Origin of the sequence: Cohnella cholangitidis (genome assembly GCF_014107495.1) — a bacterium.
In the GTDB taxonomy this organism is placed as follows: domain Bacteria; phylum Bacillota; class Bacilli; order Paenibacillales; family Paenibacillaceae; genus Cohnella; species Cohnella cholangitidis.
Genome location: NZ_CP041969.1, coordinates 671443 through 688843, shown reverse-complemented (window position 1 = coordinate 688843; position 17401 = coordinate 671443). Strand labels below are relative to the sequence as shown.

Genomic DNA, 17401 nt, shown 5'->3' with positions numbered 1-17401 from the left:
TTTACGTGCGGGATTTGGCGGGTAAGTGTGGAGGCTTTGTCGATTTTTACTTGCTCTTCGTGGACGCTCCTCATCGCAATGTGATAAAATCAACACGCAGGAGAAACAGACGAAGGGCGGAAAAAACGAATGCAACGTCGAATTTGGCCGATTTGGGCTTATTATGTTATCGCGGTTGTTGTGTTTCTGATCGACTACGCAAGCAAAAAACTCATCAGCGGAACAGTGGAAGAGAATACCGAAAAAATTTCGGTTCTAGGGGACTTCTTCATCATTACTCATATCCGCAACAGAGGCGCCGCTTTCGGAATGCTGCAGGATCAAAGAGTGTTTTTCCTCTGTATTACGGTTATTGTAGTCGTAGGTATTCTTTGGTACTTGCACCGTTCGTATCACACGGGCAGTTTCATGCTGATGTTTGCTCTGGCCACGATTCTAGGCGGAGCTGTCGGTAACTTTCTGGATCGCGCGCTTTTCGGCGAAGTCGTTGATTTTCTGCAATTTAATTTTGGCTCGTATACGTTCCCGATCTTCAATCTCGCCGATACCGCGATTTGCATCGGCGTAGGGTTAGTGATCTTGGATTCGTTACTGACGATGAAACAGGAGAATAAATCGAATGGCAATGGAGAACAACCTCAAGAGCATCAACCCGTCTGAAGATAACCAATTCGAGTGGCAAGTCGATAAGGAGCGCTCCGGAGAACGGATAGATAAACATATTACGGAAACGCTGGCGGAGCACTCTTTTTCTCGTTCGCAAGTTCAGGATTGGATTCGCACGGGTGCGGTTACCGTAAACGGTAAATCGGTGAAGGCGAATGCCAAAGTATCCGCAGGAGAACAAATTCAGGTAACTTTGCCCGAACCGGAGCCGCTGGAAGCTTTTCCCGAAAATATTCCGCTGGATGTCGTTTACGAGGATAGCGACGTAATCGTCATCAACAAGCCTCGCGGAATGGTCGTCCATCCGGCCGCGGGTCATCCTAGCGGTACGGTAGTGAACGCTTTGCTCCATCATTGCAAAGATTTGTCCGGAATCAACGGCGTCATGCGGCCGGGTATCGTGCATCGAATCGATAAAGACACGTCGGGTTTGCTCATGGTCGCCAAGAACGACTTGGCGCACGCTTCGCTCGCGGAGCAGCTTAAGGAGCATAGCGTGACCCGCAAATATTTCGCGCTCGTATACGGAGTGATGCAGCACGACAAAGGGACGGTGGACGCCCCGATCGGACGGGCAAATCACGACCGCAAGCTTTACGTCGTAACGGATAAAAACAGCAAGCACGCGATCACGCATTTCGCCGTAGCGGAGAGATTCGACGAGTACACGTTGCTTGAGCTGAAGCTGGAAACCGGCCGAACCCACCAAATCCGGGTACACATGAAATACATCGGATTTCCGCTGGTCGGCGATCCGGTATACGGCGGAAAAAGCGGCCGTACGCTCGGAATGGACGGACAAGCGTTGCACGCGGGAGTACTTGGTTTCAACCATCCGCGTTCCGGCGAGTATCTTGAGTTCGAGGTACCTATTCCGGACGACATGGAAGAAGCGCTCAACATCCTTAGAACACGCTAGTCGTCATGGACATGCGCGCGGCGATTTCTGCAAATGATGTGCGCAAAAATCCATGGAGGTTAACGGCATAATAAGTCATAGTTTGATTCATAGAACGAGAAAACTATGGACTTATGAGGAGTGTCGTGACTTGAGCGTGGAAAAATACCAATCGACTTTTATCCAAGAGCAATTCGCTAACCGCATCGGCGGAGCCAACTACGGTAAGGACACGAATATTTATAAATTCGAAAAAATCAAAAGAGCGAAAGCGGCAGCCAAAAAAGCCCAACCGAACGTGGAACTGATCGATATGGGCGTCGGCGAGCCGGATGAAATGGCCGATGCGGGTATCGTTGCCAAGCTTGCCGAAGAAGCCTCCAAATCCGAAAACCGCGGATATGCGGACAATGGGATCGCGGAGTTCAAAGCAGCCGCAGCCAAGTATTTGAAAGACGTGTTTTCCGTAGACGGAATCGACGCGGAGACGGAAGTTCTTCATACGATCGGCGCAAAGCCGGCTCTCGCGATGTTGCCTACGGTATTTATCAATCCGGGCGACATTACGATCATGACGGTTCCCGGTTACCCGATCATGGGAACGCACACGAAATATCTAGGCGGAGAAGTGTATAACGTTCAACTGACGAAAGAAAACAACTTCCTGCCGGACATCGATGCCATTCCCGAAGATATCGCGCGTCGCGCTAAGCTGTTGTATCTGAACTACCCGAACAATCCGACCGGCGCCGCGGCTACGGTCGAGTTCTTCGAGAAAGTAATCGCTTGGGCGAAAAAATACAATGTCGTAGTCGTTCACGATGCGCCATATGCTGCATTGACTTACGACGGAGTCAAGCCGTTCAGCTTCCTGTCCGTTCCCGGAGCCAAAGACGTCGGAGTGGAATTGCACTCCTTGTCCAAGTCCTACAACATGACAGGCTGGCGGATCGGGTTTATCGCCGGTAACCCTTTGATCGTCAAAGCGTTCGGAGACGTGAAAGACAACAACGATTCCGGACAGTTTATCGCCATTCAGAAAGCCGCGGCATACGGGCTTAGCAATCCGCAGATTACGGAAGCGATTTCGGCCAAGTATTCCCGTCGCCACAACATGCTCGTAGCGGCGTTGAACGAAATCGGCTTCCGCGCCGAGAAACCGAAAGGTTCCTTCTTCCTGTACGTTGAAGCGCCGAAAGGAATCGTAGGCGGACAACGCTTCGAAACGGCCGAAGATTTTTCGCAATACCTCATTCGCGAGAAACTCATCTCTACCGTTCCTTGGGATGACGCAGGCCATTTCATTCGTTTTTCGGTTACGTTCATCGCACAGGGCGAAGCGGAAGAAGCGCGCGTTATCGATGAAATTAAACGCCGTTTGACCGACGTGAAATTCGAATTTTAATCGAGCCGAATTCCTTGACACATCATGTCGAACGTGGGATAATTGTTGTTAATGTAACGGGTACCTTTAACTCAGTCCTGAGAGGCTGGCAAGGTGGCGCAGCGTTGACACATATCCGAGGTTTAGCGATCTAACAAGGACTTGTCCTGCAGTTAAACTGCATGCGGACATGTTCTGCGAACGCGAGCCTTCCGATATCCTCATCTGACTGAATCCTCCTTGCGTAAGACGCAAGGAGGTTTTTTATGTGCAATTACCCCGTGAAGGAGGGATCGAGATGTCGGACTCCCGCGTCATCATGGATGAATCCGCCATTCGGCGGGCGCTTACCCGGATTGCTCATGAGATGGTCGAGAAGAACAAAGGCATCCAAGGCTGCGTGCTTATCGGCATAAGGACTAGAGGCATCTACCTTGCCAAACGCGTAGCGGAACGGATACTGGATATCGAAGGACAGCCGGTTGCGGTCGGAGAGCTGGACATTACTCGATACCGCGACGATCGGCCTTACTCGGCCGAAACGAACAGCGTCCTTCCGGATGAGGAATTGAAGCTTTTGGTAAAAGATAAGCGAATCATCCTGTTCGATGATGTCCTTTACACAGGACGAACGATACGCGCGGCGTTGGATGCTCTTATGGATTGCGGCAGGCCGCAGTCGATCCAGCTAGCGGTACTAGTCGACCGGGGCACCGCGAGCTGCCGATTCGCCCCGACTACGTAGGCAAAAATGTGCCGACCTCTCGGCACGAGCAGATCGACGTTTCGTTAAGCGAAATCGACGACCATGATTGCGTCACGATTTTGCATCCGCGGGAAGCGGAGATCGGACGGTAACGTCGGAATCCACAACAGCAGAGGAGGCGCAAGAGACATGTCCACTTGGATTATTAACGCTAAGACGCTCAACCAAGAAACCGGCGAAGCGGAAATCAAACACGTGCGCGTAGACAACGGGCTAATCGCGGAATGGAAAGAAGGTTCCGCGTTGCCGGACACGGCGGGCGCAGAAGTGATCGACGCGCAGGGCAAGCTAATTTCGCCGGGATTTATCGATATGCACGTTCATTTGCGCGAGCCTGGCTTCGAGTACAAGGAAACGATCGCAAGCGGCACCGAATCCGCCGCGAAGGGCGGATATACGGTCATTGCGCCGATGCCTAACACGCGTCCGGTAATGGATACTCCGGAGACGATTAAGTTTGTCTTGGATAAAGCGGAAACGGAAGGCGTCGTGCGGGTTCTTCCGTACGCGGCGATTACGAAAAACGAGCTGGGACGCGAGTTGACGGATTTCGCGGCGCTAAAGCAAGCGGGGGCGATCGGATTTACGGATGACGGCGTCGGCGTGCAAAACGCGCAAATGATGAAAAACGCGATGGCGCTAGCCAAATCGCTGGATATGCCGATTATCGCGCACTGCGAAGACGATACGCTCGTTGAGGGCGCGGCTGTGTCGGAAGGCGCGTTCGCCCGCAAGCACGGTTTGAAAGGCATTCCGAACGAGTCCGAAGCGATCCATGTCGGAAGGGACATCCTCTTGTCCGAAGCGACGGGCGTTCATTATCACATTTGTCATGTCAGCACGGAGCAATCGGTTCGGTTGATTCGGTTAGGCAAGTCGGTCGGAGTGAAGGTTACCGCCGAAGTTTGCCCGCATCATTTGCTGCTCTCGGACGAGGACATTCCGGACAGCATGGATGCCAACTGGAAGATGAATCCTCCGCTTCGCACTCCTAAAGACGTGGATGCCTGCATCCAAGCGCTAGAGGATGGAACGATCGATATTATCGTTACCGATCACGCTCCCCACAGCGAAGAAGAGAAAGCGCGCGGCATGGAAAGAGCACCGTTCGGAATCGTCGGATTCGAAACGGCTTTCCCTCTCCTTTATACGAAATTCGTCCGTACAGGACGTTGGAGCCTTGAATTTCTGCTTCGCAGAATGACAAGCGACCCAGCACGGGTATTCCGGTTGCCATACGGAACGCTCAAAGTAGGCGCTCCTGCGGATATCGTACTTATAGATCTCGAGAACGAACGGGAAGTCGATCCCGCGAAGTTCCTCACGAAAGGCCGCAACACCCCGTTCACGGGTTGGAAGTTATATGGCTGGCCAACATTAACGATGGTTAATGGCAAGGTTGTCTGGACAGAAGAGAACGGCATTAACCGCTAAGGAGTGATTGGGATGCAAGCTAGATTATTATTGGAAGACGGCACGTTGTTCACGGGTCAAAGCTTCGGCGCCGAAGGCGGATCCGTCGGAGAAGTGGTGTTTAACACCGGAATTACGGGATACCAAGAAGTCATTTCCGATCCGTCCTATTGCGGACAAATCGTTACGATGACATTCCCGCTCGTTGGAAACTACGGCATTAACCGCGATGATTTCGAAAGCATTCGTCCCTTTATTCACGGCTTCGTGGTTCGCCGCCATGAGTACGTGCCAAGCAACTGGAGGGCGCAATATACGATCGACCAATTGTTGAAGGAGTACGGCATTCTCGGCATCAGCGACATCGATACTCGCATGCTGACAAGAATCCTCCGCCAACACGGAACGATGAAAGGCATTATTACGACCGGCAACGAGCGTATCGAGGAGCTTAAAGAGCGACTCGGAGCGACTTCCTTGCTGCGCGATCAAGTCGCCCGCACATCGACGAAGACCGTTTTCTCGAGCCCGGGAGAGAAAGAACGTATCGTTCTTATCGATTACGGCGCGAAAAGCGGAATTCTGCGCGAGCTAACGAAACGCGGATGCGATGTCATCGTCGTGCCGCAAGACGCGACAGCGGACGAGATTCGCCGTCTGCATCCGGACGGGATTCAACTGTCCAATGGCCCTGGGGATCCGAAGGACGTGCCTCACGCAGTGAACACGATCCGCGAACTTTTGGGAGAATTCCCGATCTTCGGAATTTGCTTAGGCCATCAATTGTTCGCGCTCGCTTGCGGCGCCGACACCGATAAGCTGAAATTCGGCCATCGCGGCGGAAATCACCCCGTGAAAGAGCTAGAATCCGGACGTTGCTTCATTACGTCGCAGAACCATGGCTATACCGTTAAGGAAGAGTCCGTGGTCGGTACGGAGCTTGAAGTGACCCATATCAACAACAACGATAAAACGATCGAAGGATTGAAGCATAAGCGTTACCCTGCGTTCACGGTTCAGTACCATCCGGAAGCGGCGCCTGGACCTTATGACAACAGCTACTTATTCGACCGTTTCTTGCAAATGATTCGCGATAACAAAATCGCAAACCCTGAACGCCCGCGTCAAGCGCAATTGTCGGAGACGCTGAGAGGAGAGCTGCAGTATGCCCAGAAATAATGACCTCAAGAAAATTCTCGTTATCGGCTCCGGCCCGATCGTCATCGGACAAGCGGCGGAATTCGATTACGCCGGCACGCAAGCATGCCAAGCCCTGAAAGAAGAAGGCATCGAGGTCGTCCTGATCAATAGCAACCCGGCTACGATCATGACCGATACGAACATTGCCGACAAAGTATACATCGAACCGATCAATCTGGAGTTCGTCTCCCAAATCATCCGCCAAGAACGTCCGGACGGATTGCTGCCGACGCTCGGCGGTCAAACCGGCCTTAACATGGCCGTTGAGCTGGCGCGCGCCGGAGTGCTTAAGCAAGAGAACGTTAAGCTGCTCGGCACGCAGCTCGATGCGATCGAACGCGCGGAAGACCGCGACTTGTTCCGCGAATTGATGCGCGAATTGGAGCAACCGGTACCGGAGAGCGTAATCGTAACGACGGTAGAAGCTGCCGTGGAATTCGCTAACGGCTTAGGTTACCCGGTTATCGTACGTCCCGCGTATACGCTGGGCGGAACGGGCGGCGGTATCGCCGCGAACGAGGAAGAACTGCGCGAGACGGTAACGAACGGTATCCGTTACAGCCCGATCGGACAATGTTTGATCGAGAAATCGATCGCCGGCATGAAAGAAGTCGAATATGAAGTTATGCGCGATGCAAACGACAACTGTATCGTCGTTTGTAACATGGAAAACTTCGATCCGGTTGGCGTTCATACCGGAGACAGCATCGTCGTTGCGCCAAGCCAAACGCTGTCCGACCGCGAGTACCAAATGCTGCGTTCGGCTTCCCTGAAAATCATTCGCGCGCTTAATATCGAAGGCGGCTGTAACGTTCAGTTCGCGCTCGATCCGCAAAGCTATCAATATTACGTAATCGAAGTTAACCCGCGCGTAAGCCGTTCTTCGGCGCTAGCTTCCAAAGCTACCGGATATCCGATCGCGAAGATGGCGGCCAAAATCGCCGTAGGATACACGTTGGATGAAATCGTTAACCCGGTTACCGGACAAACTTATGCTTGCTTCGAACCGACTCTTGATTACATCGTGGCTAAAATTCCGCGTTGGCCGTTCGACAAATTCACTTCCGCGAACCGCAAGCTCGGCACGCAGATGAAAGCGACAGGCGAAGTTATGGCGATCGGCCGTACATTCGAAGAATCCATCCATAAAGCGGTTCGTTCGCTTGAAATCGGCGTTCACCGCATCTATCTTAAAGGCGCTAACGAGCTCGCGGACGAAGTTCTGACGACGCGCCTGATCAAACCGGACGACGAGCGCCTGTTCTTGGTCGCCGAAGCGTTCCGCCGCGGTTGGACGTTGCAACAAATCCAAGACCTGACGAACATCGACTGGTGGTTCTTGGATAAAATCGAGCGCATCGTGCAATTCGAAGACGTTATCCGCCGCGAGCCAGCTCTTACGCCTGAAACTCTGTATGCCGCGAAGAGAAACGGCTTTACGGACCGCGCGATCGCCGAGCTTCGCAGCGAAGGCACCCGAACGGCGCATTGACTAAAGAAGCGGACGTTCGCGCTCACAGACTAAGCCAAGGACTGAAACCGGTATATAAAATGGTTGATACTTGCGCGGCGGAATTCGAAGCGACGACTCCTTATTATTACTCGACATACGAGACGGAGAACGAAGTTATTCCGAGCGCCAAGGAGAAAATCATCGTTCTTGGATCCGGACCGATCCGGATCGGACAAGGGATCGAATTCGATTACTCCACCGTTCATGCCGTATGGGCTATTCGCAATGCGGGATACGAAGCGGTTATTATCAATAATAACCCGGAGACCGTCTCTACCGACTTTAGCACTTCCGACCGTCTTTACTTCGAGCCTCTCTTCTTCGAAGACGTAATGAACGTTATCGAGCAAGAGCAGCCGATCGGAGTCATCGTTCAATTCGGCGGCCAAACGGCGATCAATCTCGCGGCTCCGCTTGCCAAAGCGGGAGTGCGCATTCTCGGCACATCTTTGGAAAGCATCGACGAAGCCGAGAACCGCAAGAAGTTCGAAGCTTTGCTTAGCAAGCTGAACGTTCCTCAACCGAAAGGAACTACGGTTACTTCCGTAGATGAAGCAGTAGGCGCGGCGCAAGAGCTTGGTTATCCGGTTCTCGTTCGTCCGTCTTACGTACTCGGCGGGCGCGCGATGGAAATCGTATACTCCGACGAGGAGTTGCTCTCCTATATGGAAGTCGCCGTTAAAATCAACCCTGAGCATCCGGTTCTGATCGACCGTTACATGCTCGGCAAAGAAATCGAAGTCGATGCGATTTGCGACGGCGAAACCGTATTGATCCCGGGAATCATGGAGCACGTAGAGCGCGCGGGCGTTCACTCCGGCGACTCTATTGCGGTGTATCCTCCGCAATCGCTCTCGGACGATATTAAGCAACAAGCGATCGATATTACGATCAAGATCGCCAAAGAGCTTAAGACCGTAGGTCTTGTGAATATCCAATTCGTCGTGTGGCAGGACAAAGTGTACGTCATCGAGGTTAACCCTCGTTCGTCGCGTACGGTTCCGTTCTTGAGCAAAGTAACCAAAATTCCGATGGCGAATTTGGCTACTCAAGCGATCCTCGGCAAAAAATTAACGGAGCTCGGTTACCAAGAAGGGCTCTGGCCGGAAGACGATTTCGTCTCCGTCAAAGTTCCGGTATTCTCCTTCGCGAAGCTTCGCAGGGTTGACCCGACGTTGACGCCTGAGATGAAATCGACGGGCGAAGTCATGGGACGCGACCGTTATTACGCAAAAGCCTTGTATAAGGGCTTGGTCGGTTCCGGGATGAAAATTCCGAATTCGGGAGCGATCATCGCTACCGTTGCCGACAAAGATAAAGACGAAGCGATTCAAATCTTAAAGGGCTTCTACAACCTGGGCTATAAGCTTCTCGCCACGGGCGGGACGGCAGATGCTTTGGAAGCAGCGGGTCTTAAGGTTCGCCGCGTGAACAAGCTGTCCGACGGTTCCCCTAACATTCTAGACTTGATTCGTACCGGCCAAGCGCAATTCGTCGTCAACACGTTAACGAAGGGCAAAACGCCTGAGCGCGACGGCTTCCGCATTCGTCGCGAAGCAGTCGAAAACGGAGTTGTCTGCTTAACTTCGCTTGATACGGTAAGCGCCTTGCTCAATATGCTTCAAGCACTGCGTTTCTCAAGCGAGCCAATGCCTGCTTTCCAATCCTAATAACAGTTAGCCGCCCGGTCCTCTAACCGATAGAGGATCGGGCTTCTATATGAGATTCAAATCGATAAGGAGGCATAACAATGGCAAATCTTTCTCGGGCGGACGCCGCGGGCAAGGTCATGGTCGCGCTCGATAAGCCGGATGCTGCCGCTGCGTTGGCGTTAGCCGAACAACTGCGCGGAGCGGGATGCTGGATGAAGGTGGGAATGGAGCTGTTTTACGCGGCGGGCCCTTCCGTCGTCCGCGAGCTGAAATCCCGCGGGTTTCGCGTATTTCTCGATTTGAAAATGCATGATATTCCGAATACGGTGCGGGGAGGCGCGCGGAGCATTACAAGGCTTGGCGTGGATATGTTCAACGTTCACGGAGCCGGCGGCTTGGATATGATGAGCGCCGCGGCCGTGGGAGTTAAGGAAGCGGTTGACTCGGGAGACGCGGAGCATGCTCCGATCGTTATCGCGGTTACCCAGCTTACCAGTACTAGCCAATCGGTATTAAATGAGCAAATTGGCATTCCGGGACAAGTAGAAGACGCCGTAGTAAGGTATGCTAAGTTAGCCCGCGAAGCAGGCCTTCAAGGAGTAGTTGCATCTCCATTAGAGGTTGCCGCGATCAAAAACGCTTGCGGCACGGGATTTATTACGGTTACACCGGGAATTCGCCCCAGAGGCGCGGACACGGGGGATCAATCCAGAATTACGACGCCAAGGGACGCCGTGACCGGGGGAACCGATTATCTCGTCATCGGACGCCCGATTACCGCCGCAAGCGATCCAGCCGAGGCGCTGGATACCATTTTGAAGGAGATGACCGAAGCATGAACGAAATTTCTTTGGAACAATTGCCAGCATCCATTGCTGGAAATCTATTGGACATAGGGGCGGTACATCTTCGCCCCAACGAACCGTTTACATGGACTTCCGGAATCATCTCTCCGATCTACTGCGATAATCGGCTGACGATGGGCCATCCGGCCATTCGCGATTCGATTGCCGAAGGATTCGCGCAGCTGATCCGCGCCCGATACCCGGACACGGAAGTCATCGCGGGAACCGCGACCGCCGGAATTCCTCACGCCGCTTGGGTCGCGCAGAAGCTGAATCTTCCTATGGCTTACATTCGCGACAAAGCCAAAGGACACGGGAAACAAAATCAGATCGAAGGCACGATCAAAGAAGGACAGAAAGTCGTTGTCATCGAAGATTTGATTTCGACCGGCGGCAGCTCGTTGAAAGCCGCGCTTGCGGTCATAGAAGCCGGCGGAGACGTCCAAAGCGTTCTGGCCATCTTCACGTATCAATTCGCTATAGCGGAGGAAGCGTTCCGCGAAGAGGGCATCGAGCTGCAAACATTGTCGAACTACACCGCCTTGGTAGAAGAAGCCCGCCGTCGCGGAACGATTAGCGAATCGGATGTGAGCTTGCTGCAATCTTGGCGCGAGAATCCGCAAGCCTTCGGTAAATAAAGCGCTATATGATAAGCTGCTTCCGTTTTCGGGGGCAGCTTTTTGCATGAAATAATTTTGATGAAAATTCGGAGGACCTATGCTAATATTGGTTCTATAGAACCAACAAATGGGGTATTCATATGTCGAATGAACTAATGGTTGCCCATTGTCCGGAATGCGGGAACGTTTTTCAGAAAAATCCGCGCAACCTATGCGCAAGCTGCGCGACAATCGTGGACCAACAGATGCAGTCTATCGAGCGGTATCTACTACGTAACCGGATGGCTACGACGGAGGACCTCGCGCAAGCTACGACATTGTCTCCCCAACGAATACGAGCCTGGATCAGAAAAGGAAAGCTCAGCATATTCGATTACCCGAACATGACCGATCAATGCGATCTATGCGCCTCGCCGATTCGGAGAGGACATCTGTGCACTCCGTGCTCAACCAAAATTAAAGACGATATCGCCCGTACATTGGAACGGGAACAGAAGATGAAAGAGCGACTTCGTGCTGCCCATAGCTACATCGTAAAGAACTAACCGGGTGTCTCTCTACCCAACTAGGTTGTCTTCCAGGTGCATTTTACACGTGGGGACAATCTTTTTTTGTTTTGAGCGGATATACAGCGCATCGGTCTCAAGACCGATAACAAAAGCGTGCCGTAGACGGTGTAGTCGGTCCATAGGCTGAGATACAATGTAACTAGTCATGAAATTGGAAAATGAAGGAGAGGAAACGGATCTATGTCCATGTTAGAGGTGAAAGGTCTGCGCAAATCTTTCGGAACGGTGAAAGCCGTTGAAGAAATAAGCTTTTCCGTTGAAGCCGGAGAGGTGTTTACGATCATTGGTCCTAACGGCGCAGGCAAAACAACGACTCTGGAAATGATCGAAGGCATGCTGCCTCCGGATGCCGGGACGATAGCGATTAACGGGCTGACCTGGGATAAAAACGCGGAGCAGATTAAGTACATAATCGGAGTTCAGCCTCAATCCAGCTCCTTGTTCGAGCTGTTGACCGTGGAAGAAAACTTGGAGTTGTTCTCCTCGTTTTATCCACGCCCTAAGACAGTTGCCGAAGTGTTGGAAATGATCAATTTGACCGATCATCGCAATAAGAGAGTGAAATCGTTATCCGGCGGACAGCGGCAAAGATTGGCGATCGGTCTTGCTATGGTTAGCGATCCGCTTATTATTTTCCTGGATGAACCGACTACCGGGCTCGATCCGCAAGCTCGCCGCAACATTTGGGACATCGTACTCAAGCTTAAGGAACTTGGTAAAACAACGATTCTTACGACGCATTACATGGAAGAGGCGGAGAAGCTAAGCGACCGCGTATGCATTGTCGATCAAGGGCGTATCGTTACGTTAGACACTCCAGCTAAGCTTATCGATCGCCTGACGAAAGAAAGGGAAGTACGGCTGTTCTTCCAAGATGGGGAACAAGCGGCGATAGATACGGAAGAAGTAGCGAAAGAGCAGCCTACGGTCGTTCGTACGGCGCGGGAAGGTTCATCTCTTAAGCTTTGGTCCGTACAGCCAGAGGAAACCTTGTACGGCATATTCGGGTTTACCAAAGAACGGGGCTACCGCGTCGAACAGGTGTCCATTCGCGAAATGAGCTTAGAAGACGTATTTATCGCCTTTACGGGCAAAGAGTGGAGGGACTAAGGTGAGTAACGGCAAACAACTAGGCAAGCTGTTCGGAGCGCAAATCAAAATGATGTTCCGGGAGAAGCAAGTTTGGTTTTGGAATCTATTTTTCCCAATTATATTAATGGTCATCTTCATGGTTATCTTCGGAGGGAGCGGCAGCAGCGACTTCAAAGCGAAGATTGCCATAGTCAAGACTAACGCTAACGAGACATCGAATGTGTTGGAGGATTATCTTAAGCAGGTTCCGGTCTTTGAGTGGAAGTCGGATACGCCGGTCAGCGAGGAGCAGGCCGACAAATGGGTTAAAGATAAAGACGTTGATGCCATTATTATTCTTCCTGCAACTTCTGACGCAACAACTTTGAAATTAATCGTGAACAAAGAAAACGAAAAGAGCGCGACTACACTTGGGATAAGTGCCACTTTAGAACAATTCATCGTTCAATCCAACTACGCGGTGTCTAAGGTTCAGCCTACTTTCAAGCTGGAAACGCAGGCCGTCTCCAACGGAAGCGAGGATTTAAGCTATGTCGACTTCCTGATGACGGGGATGATTGCGCTGGCAGTCGCGCAAGGAGGCCTGTTCGGCATGGTAGACATGGTCGAAATGAGGCGTAAAGGCTTATTGAAACGGCTAAGAATGACGCCTGTCAAAATGGGACTATTCGGCATGGCAGGCATGATCGTTCGTTTCGTTCTCGGGGTCGTACAGATCGTAATCCTATCCGTGATCGGCGTACTCGGGTTCGGCGCGAATTTGCACATAGATATCGCTACGCTAGTTGTAGGATTTTTCGTCGGTGCGCTTGCCTTTAACGCTTTGGGATATTTATTCTCATCGTTCAGTAAATCTATCGAAGCTTATATGGGGATCGCCAATATCGCTAGTTTTCTCATGATGTTCTTAAGCGGGATATTTTTCCCGACGAGCGGATTTCCGGAATGGCTGGTTCCCGTCTCGGAGGTGCTGCCGCTCACGTACTTCGTGAATAGCATCCGCGACGGCATGGTTTACGGCAGCGGAATCGCGACGGGAGATTTCTGGATGGGCATCGGAATTCTCGGAGCATGGGGAATCGTCGCATTCGGCATCGGCGCCCTCATTTACCGCAAAGGAAAAGTGGAAGTCCGTTAGTCCTCCTGAGGAGCTGCTCGCGCGGCTCCTTTTTCCATTATCCCCCTCGCTCAGCAATCTCGATTGATTAAGTCGCCTAGATTCACTATGTCCACTATCCCACTCGCTCAGGGGCTCGATTTCGTAGGTTTCTCGTATTCACACTATGCCCATTATCCCCCTCGCTCAGGTGCTAGATTGAGTACGTCACCCGAGTCGTTAAACCCATTATCCCTTTACTCAGTGGCAACTAATATTGTTCAATATCTAAGCGTTTTGAATGGACTGGTAACTGAATTTAATCTCCTTGTCTGAACGAAAGGGATAATGAAGGTATAAGTAACTTTAAGGGAGGGGTGGAAACTGAATGAAGGGGATAATGGATATAGAGGTGACAATTAGCTAATTGAGGCTGGAGGGAGAGGGAGAAAACTGAGCGAAAGGGATAACGGATGTGGACGTGACAAATGATGTAGCAAAGGCGGAGGGGAGACAAAGAAAAATAGGAGGATACTGAGCGAGGGGGATAGTGGCTATAAAAGAAAAAACGGTAAGGAAGGAGTATGGAGCCCCGTTCCTTACCGCCCGCTACTATTTAAGACGTGAGAGCCATTGGCGTATTTCTTCATTAGGCAGTTCGTCGGCTGCAGGAGTGGAAACAAGCTCGTCGGATAGCCCGTATTTGCGTTTCAAGGATAGAATCCGACGGACGCTGTCGTCGATACGAGATTCCGAGAGCTGTCCGGATCTTACCGATTGCAACAGCTTGTCGTACACTTTTTTTTCCGTATTGTAACCATGAGCGATAAGCAGAATATCGCTTCCCGCTTGCACCGACTTCACCGCTGCCTCCTCGATGCCGTAGTGATCGGCGATGGCTCCCATAGTCATGTCGTCCGTTATGACTACGCCTTCGAAACCGAGAGTTCCGCGAAGCTGCTCGTCGATGATGATTTTCGAGAAGGAAGCCGGAGCGTCCGGGTCGATGAGCGGGAACAGAATGTGCGCGACCATGACGGCGTCCGTCCCGTTCTCTATGGCGGCGCGGAAGGGAACCCATTCCAACGATTCTAGCTGTTTGGTCGACTTATTGACGATCGGCAAATCCAGATGCGAGTCGACTGAAGTGTCTCCATGCCCGGGAAAATGTTTGACAACCGGAATCGTTCCGCCTTCTTGCAGCCCTTTCATGACGGCAATGCCCATTTTCGAGACCAAGTCCGCGTCTTTGCCGAAAGATCGGCTGCCGATGACCGGGTTTTTCGGATTGCTGTTAATGTCGAGAACTGGCGCGAAATTTATGTTGAAGCCCATGAGATTCAGTTCTTTCGATAATAAAACGCCCATTTCATTCGCTAGTTCGGGGTCGCCGGTTCGACCGACTTTATCCGCGTTAGGAATGGCTTCGAATTCCTTGGGCAACCGACTGACTTTTCCGCCTTCTTGATCTACGCTAATGAAGAGCGGCGCAGGATTGCCGTTGTTCGCTTGTTTGAGCTCGTTGACTAGGCGGACCGAACCAGCCAAATCGGAGAAATTATTTTTGTATAAAATAATGCCTCCGACATGTTGTTCCGCAATCATTTTCTTCATGGAAGAATCGATTTTCTTACCTTCGATGCCCGCGAGGAGCATTTGACCGACTTTCTGCTCTAAGGTCATTTGGCTAATGATGTCGTTAATGTCAACATTCCCGCTCGGGTTAATCTCCGAGGGGGAAGAGGGACTTGCCGGCGGCGCTTGAGAAGGTGACGGTTCAGCTGACGGAGACGGAGACTGGAGTGGGGGAGCAGACTGCGACGCCTGATTCCCGCCGGTACCTAATCCGCAACCTACGGTAACGACTAGGAGCAGGCTTATCCCCAAACTCCTTAACATTCGCGCTGACGTTGATCTCATCCTGTAATCCTCCTCTTAAGCAAAAATGCTCCTGCACTGCCCGGGAAGGGCGGCAGGAGCTCTCTGTATTTTAAATTTCGAATGAGCTTTTTAAAGAAACGATGCGGTTAAAGACGGGATGCCCTTCCGCTGAGTCTTTAGTATCCACATTGAAATACCCGTGACGGAAAAATTGGAATTTATCTCCGCCGACGGCTTCTTTCATTCCTTGTTCCACGAATCCTTCCAAGACTTCGAGGGAATTCGGGTTAAGGCGATCCAGAAACGATTGTCCGTCTTCTTCCGCTTCATCCGTAATAAGCGGTTCGTAAAGGCGGAACTGCGCAGGCACGGCATGGGAAGCTTCGACCCAATGAATCGTTCCTTTTACCTTGCGTCCGGTAAAGCCGGATCCGCTCTTCGTCTCGGGGTCGTAAGTGCAGCGAAGCTCAATGGCGTTGCCTTCCGCATCGTGAATGACTTCCTCGCACTTAATGAAGTAGGCATGCTTCAGACGAACCTCGTTGCCCGGGAACAACCGGAAATATTTCGGCGGCGGATTATCCATGAAATCGTCGCGTTCGATATAGATTTCCCTAGAGAACGGAATTTGACGATGTCCCATTTCCGGGTTTTCCGAATTGTTCTCGGCGTCCAACCATTCCGTCTGGCCTTCCGGATAGTTCGTGATAACGACCTTAAGCGGCTGCAGCACGGCCATCGTCCGAAGCGCCTTAAGTTTAAGGTCTTCGCGGATAAAATGCTCCAGCATCCGCTCGTCGACTACGCCGTAACTCTTGGCCACGCCGATCTCGCGACAGAATGCGCGAATGGCTTCAGGAGTGTATCCTTTGCGGCGCAAGCCGGAAATCGTAGGCATGCGCGGATCGTCCCAACCGTCTACGGCTTTTTCGTCTACGAGCAATTTAAGCTTTCTTTTGCTCATGACGGTATTGGTCAAATTAAGCCGGGCGAATTCGTATTGATGCGGGACCCATTTCATTTCGCACTCGCGGACGACCCAATCGTAGAACGGGCGCTGATCCTCGAACTCCAACGTGCAGATGGAATGGGTGACGCCCTCGATGGCGTCTTCGAGAGGGTGAGCAAAAGCGTACATCGGATAAATGCACCATTGATCGCCCGTATTGTGATGATGCGCATGAACGACGCGGTATAGAATCGGGTCGCGTAAATTGACGTTCGGGGAAGCCATGTCGATCTTCGCGCGCAGAACCTTTTGGCCGTCGGCGAACTCGCCGTCCTTCATGCGCCGGAACAAATCCAGGTTTTCCTCGACGGCGCGATTGCGATAAGGGCTTTCTTGTCCGGGAGCCGTCAACGTTCCTCTTGTTTCGCGGATTTGATCCGCGGTTTGATCGTCGACGAAAGCCAGTCCTTTGCGAATGAGGACTAAAGCTCTCTCGTACATTTCTCCGAAGTAATCGGACGCGAAGAACAGGCCATCCCACTCGAAGCCTAGCCACTCGACGTCTTTTTTTATGGATTCCACGTACTCTACGTCTTCCTTAACGGGATTCGTATCGTCGAACCGCAAATTCGTTCTTCCTTTGAACTCGTCGGCGAGCTCGAAGTTCAGGCAGATCGATTTGGCATGTCCGATGTGCAGGTAACCGTTCGGTTCGGGCGGGAAGCGGGTGACGATTTCTTTGACTTTCCCGGATGCGAGATCCTCGGCTACGATGTTTTTGATAAAGTTCGATGACGACGTCTTAGTTTCCAAGCGGACCAACCTTCCTCACAGTAGCAAGTATATCTTCTAATAAT

13 protein-coding genes and 1 pseudogene are annotated in these 17401 nt (G+C 51.8%); 12 read left to right on the top strand and 2 right to left on the bottom strand.

All coding sequences use genetic code 11. From position 1 onward, the window contains the following. Positions 1 to 129 precede the first annotated feature (129 nt). The 12 genes and pseudogenes from lspA to FPL14_RS03435 all read left to right on the top strand — a co-directional run bounded on the left by lspA (position 130) and on the right by FPL14_RS03435 (position 13756). On the top strand, positions 130 to 660 hold the full coding sequence (gene lspA / locus FPL14_RS03490) for a signal peptidase II (RefSeq protein ID WP_182301718.1): 531 nt from the start codon (positions 130 to 132) through the stop codon (positions 658 to 660). Further along, positions 620 to 1585, top strand: a complete 966-nt coding sequence (locus FPL14_RS03485) for an RluA family pseudouridine synthase (protein ID WP_182301717.1) — start codon at positions 620 to 622, stop codon at positions 1583 to 1585. Before lspA ends, FPL14_RS03485 begins: the two co-directional genes overlap by 41 nt. 130 nt (positions 1586 to 1715) lie before the next feature. Next, entirely contained in the window at positions 1716 to 2969 is a 1254-nt protein-coding gene (locus FPL14_RS03480) for an LL-diaminopimelate aminotransferase (protein ID WP_182301716.1), read from the top strand. A gap of 277 nt (positions 2970 to 3246) precedes the next feature. Then, positions 3247 to 3693 (top strand): bifunctional pyr operon transcriptional regulator/uracil phosphoribosyltransferase PyrR, encoded by a 447-nt coding sequence (gene pyrR, locus FPL14_RS03475; protein ID WP_407644659.1) that lies wholly within the window; start codon positions 3247 to 3249, stop codon positions 3691 to 3693. Positions 3694 to 3843: 150 nt separating this feature from the next. Continuing rightward, the gene (locus FPL14_RS03470; RefSeq protein ID WP_182301715.1) at positions 3844 to 5148 is read left to right on the top strand and encodes a dihydroorotase; all 1305 of its coding nucleotides are present in this window, start codon (positions 3844 to 3846) and stop codon (positions 5146 to 5148) included. A 12-nt stretch (positions 5149 to 5160) separates the two neighbouring features. Further along, positions 5161 to 6306, top strand: coding sequence for a glutamine-hydrolyzing carbamoyl-phosphate synthase small subunit (gene carA / locus FPL14_RS03465; protein WP_182301714.1), 1146 nt, complete (start codon positions 5161 to 5163; stop codon positions 6304 to 6306). Continuing rightward, positions 6293 to 9510 (top strand): annotated as a pseudogene (carB, locus tag FPL14_RS03460) (carbamoyl-phosphate synthase large subunit). The gene carA and the pseudogene carB overlap by 14 nt, the downstream one beginning before the upstream one ends. A gap of 80 nt (positions 9511 to 9590) precedes the next feature. Continuing rightward, entirely contained in the window at positions 9591 to 10331 is a 741-nt protein-coding gene (gene pyrF, locus FPL14_RS03455; protein ID WP_182301713.1) for an orotidine-5'-phosphate decarboxylase, read from the top strand. Further along, positions 10328 to 10975: an orotate phosphoribosyltransferase gene (pyrE, locus tag FPL14_RS03450; RefSeq protein WP_324617865.1), complete on the top strand. Its 648-nt coding sequence runs from the start codon at positions 10328 to 10330 to the stop codon at positions 10973 to 10975. Before pyrF ends, pyrE begins: the two co-directional genes overlap by 4 nt. Before the next feature lie 122 nt (positions 10976 to 11097). Next, complete coding sequence (locus tag FPL14_RS03445) at positions 11098 to 11502, top strand: hypothetical protein (RefSeq protein WP_182301712.1); 405 nt, start codon at positions 11098 to 11100, stop codon at positions 11500 to 11502. A 204-nt stretch (positions 11503 to 11706) separates the two neighbouring features. After that, entirely contained in the window at positions 11707 to 12636 is a 930-nt protein-coding gene (locus FPL14_RS03440; protein WP_182301711.1) for an ABC transporter ATP-binding protein, read from the top strand. A gap of 1 nt (position 12637) precedes the next feature. Then, positions 12638 to 13756: an ABC transporter permease gene (locus FPL14_RS03435; RefSeq protein ID WP_229263762.1), complete on the top strand. Its 1119-nt coding sequence runs from the start codon at positions 12638 to 12640 to the stop codon at positions 13754 to 13756. 570 nt (positions 13757 to 14326) lie between these two features. On the opposite strand, the gene nagZ is transcribed toward FPL14_RS03435, so the two are convergent. Together nagZ and FPL14_RS03425 are read right to left on the bottom strand one after the other, a co-directional pair. Beyond that, positions 14327 to 15634 carry a beta-N-acetylhexosaminidase gene (gene nagZ, locus FPL14_RS03430; RefSeq protein ID WP_182301710.1) on the bottom strand — a complete coding sequence of 436 codons (1308 nt, stop codon included), beginning with the start codon at positions 15632 to 15634 and terminating at the stop codon, positions 14327 to 14329. 70 nt (positions 15635 to 15704) lie between these two features. After that, positions 15705 to 17357, bottom strand: a complete 1653-nt coding sequence (locus tag FPL14_RS03425; RefSeq protein WP_182301709.1) for a glutamine--tRNA ligase/YqeY domain fusion protein — start codon at positions 17355 to 17357, stop codon at positions 15705 to 15707. Positions 17358 to 17401: the final 44 nt, after the last annotated feature.

What these genes read in the sequence shown, in the direction of transcription:
- FPL14_RS03440 (WP_182301711.1), top strand. Translation starts at nt 11,707, where the DNA reads ATGTCCATGTTAGAGGTGAAAGGTCTGCGCAAATCTTTCGGAACGGTG.
- lspA (WP_182301718.1), top strand. Translation starts at nt 130, where the DNA reads ATGCAACGTCGAATTTGGCCGATTTGGGCTTATTATGTTATCGCGGTT.
- carA (WP_182301714.1), top strand. Translation starts at nt 5,161, where the DNA reads ATGCAAGCTAGATTATTATTGGAAGACGGCACGTTGTTCACGGGTCAA.
- pyrE (WP_324617865.1), top strand. Translation starts at nt 10,328, where the DNA reads ATGAACGAAATTTCTTTGGAACAATTGCCAGCATCCATTGCTGGAAAT.
- FPL14_RS03445 (WP_182301712.1), top strand. Translation starts at nt 11,098, where the DNA reads ATGTCGAATGAACTAATGGTTGCCCATTGTCCGGAATGCGGGAACGTT.
- pyrR (WP_407644659.1), top strand. Translation starts at nt 3,247, where the DNA reads ATGTCGGACTCCCGCGTCATCATGGATGAATCCGCCATTCGGCGGGCG.
- nagZ (WP_182301710.1), bottom strand. Translation starts at nt 15,634, where the DNA reads ATGAGATCAACGTCAGCGCGAATGTTAAGGAGTTTGGGGATAAGCCTG.
- FPL14_RS03470 (WP_182301715.1), top strand. Translation starts at nt 3,844, where the DNA reads ATGTCCACTTGGATTATTAACGCTAAGACGCTCAACCAAGAAACCGGC.
- pyrF (WP_182301713.1), top strand. Translation starts at nt 9,591, where the DNA reads ATGGCAAATCTTTCTCGGGCGGACGCCGCGGGCAAGGTCATGGTCGCG.
- FPL14_RS03485 (WP_182301717.1), top strand. Translation starts at nt 620, where the DNA reads ATGGCAATGGAGAACAACCTCAAGAGCATCAACCCGTCTGAAGATAAC.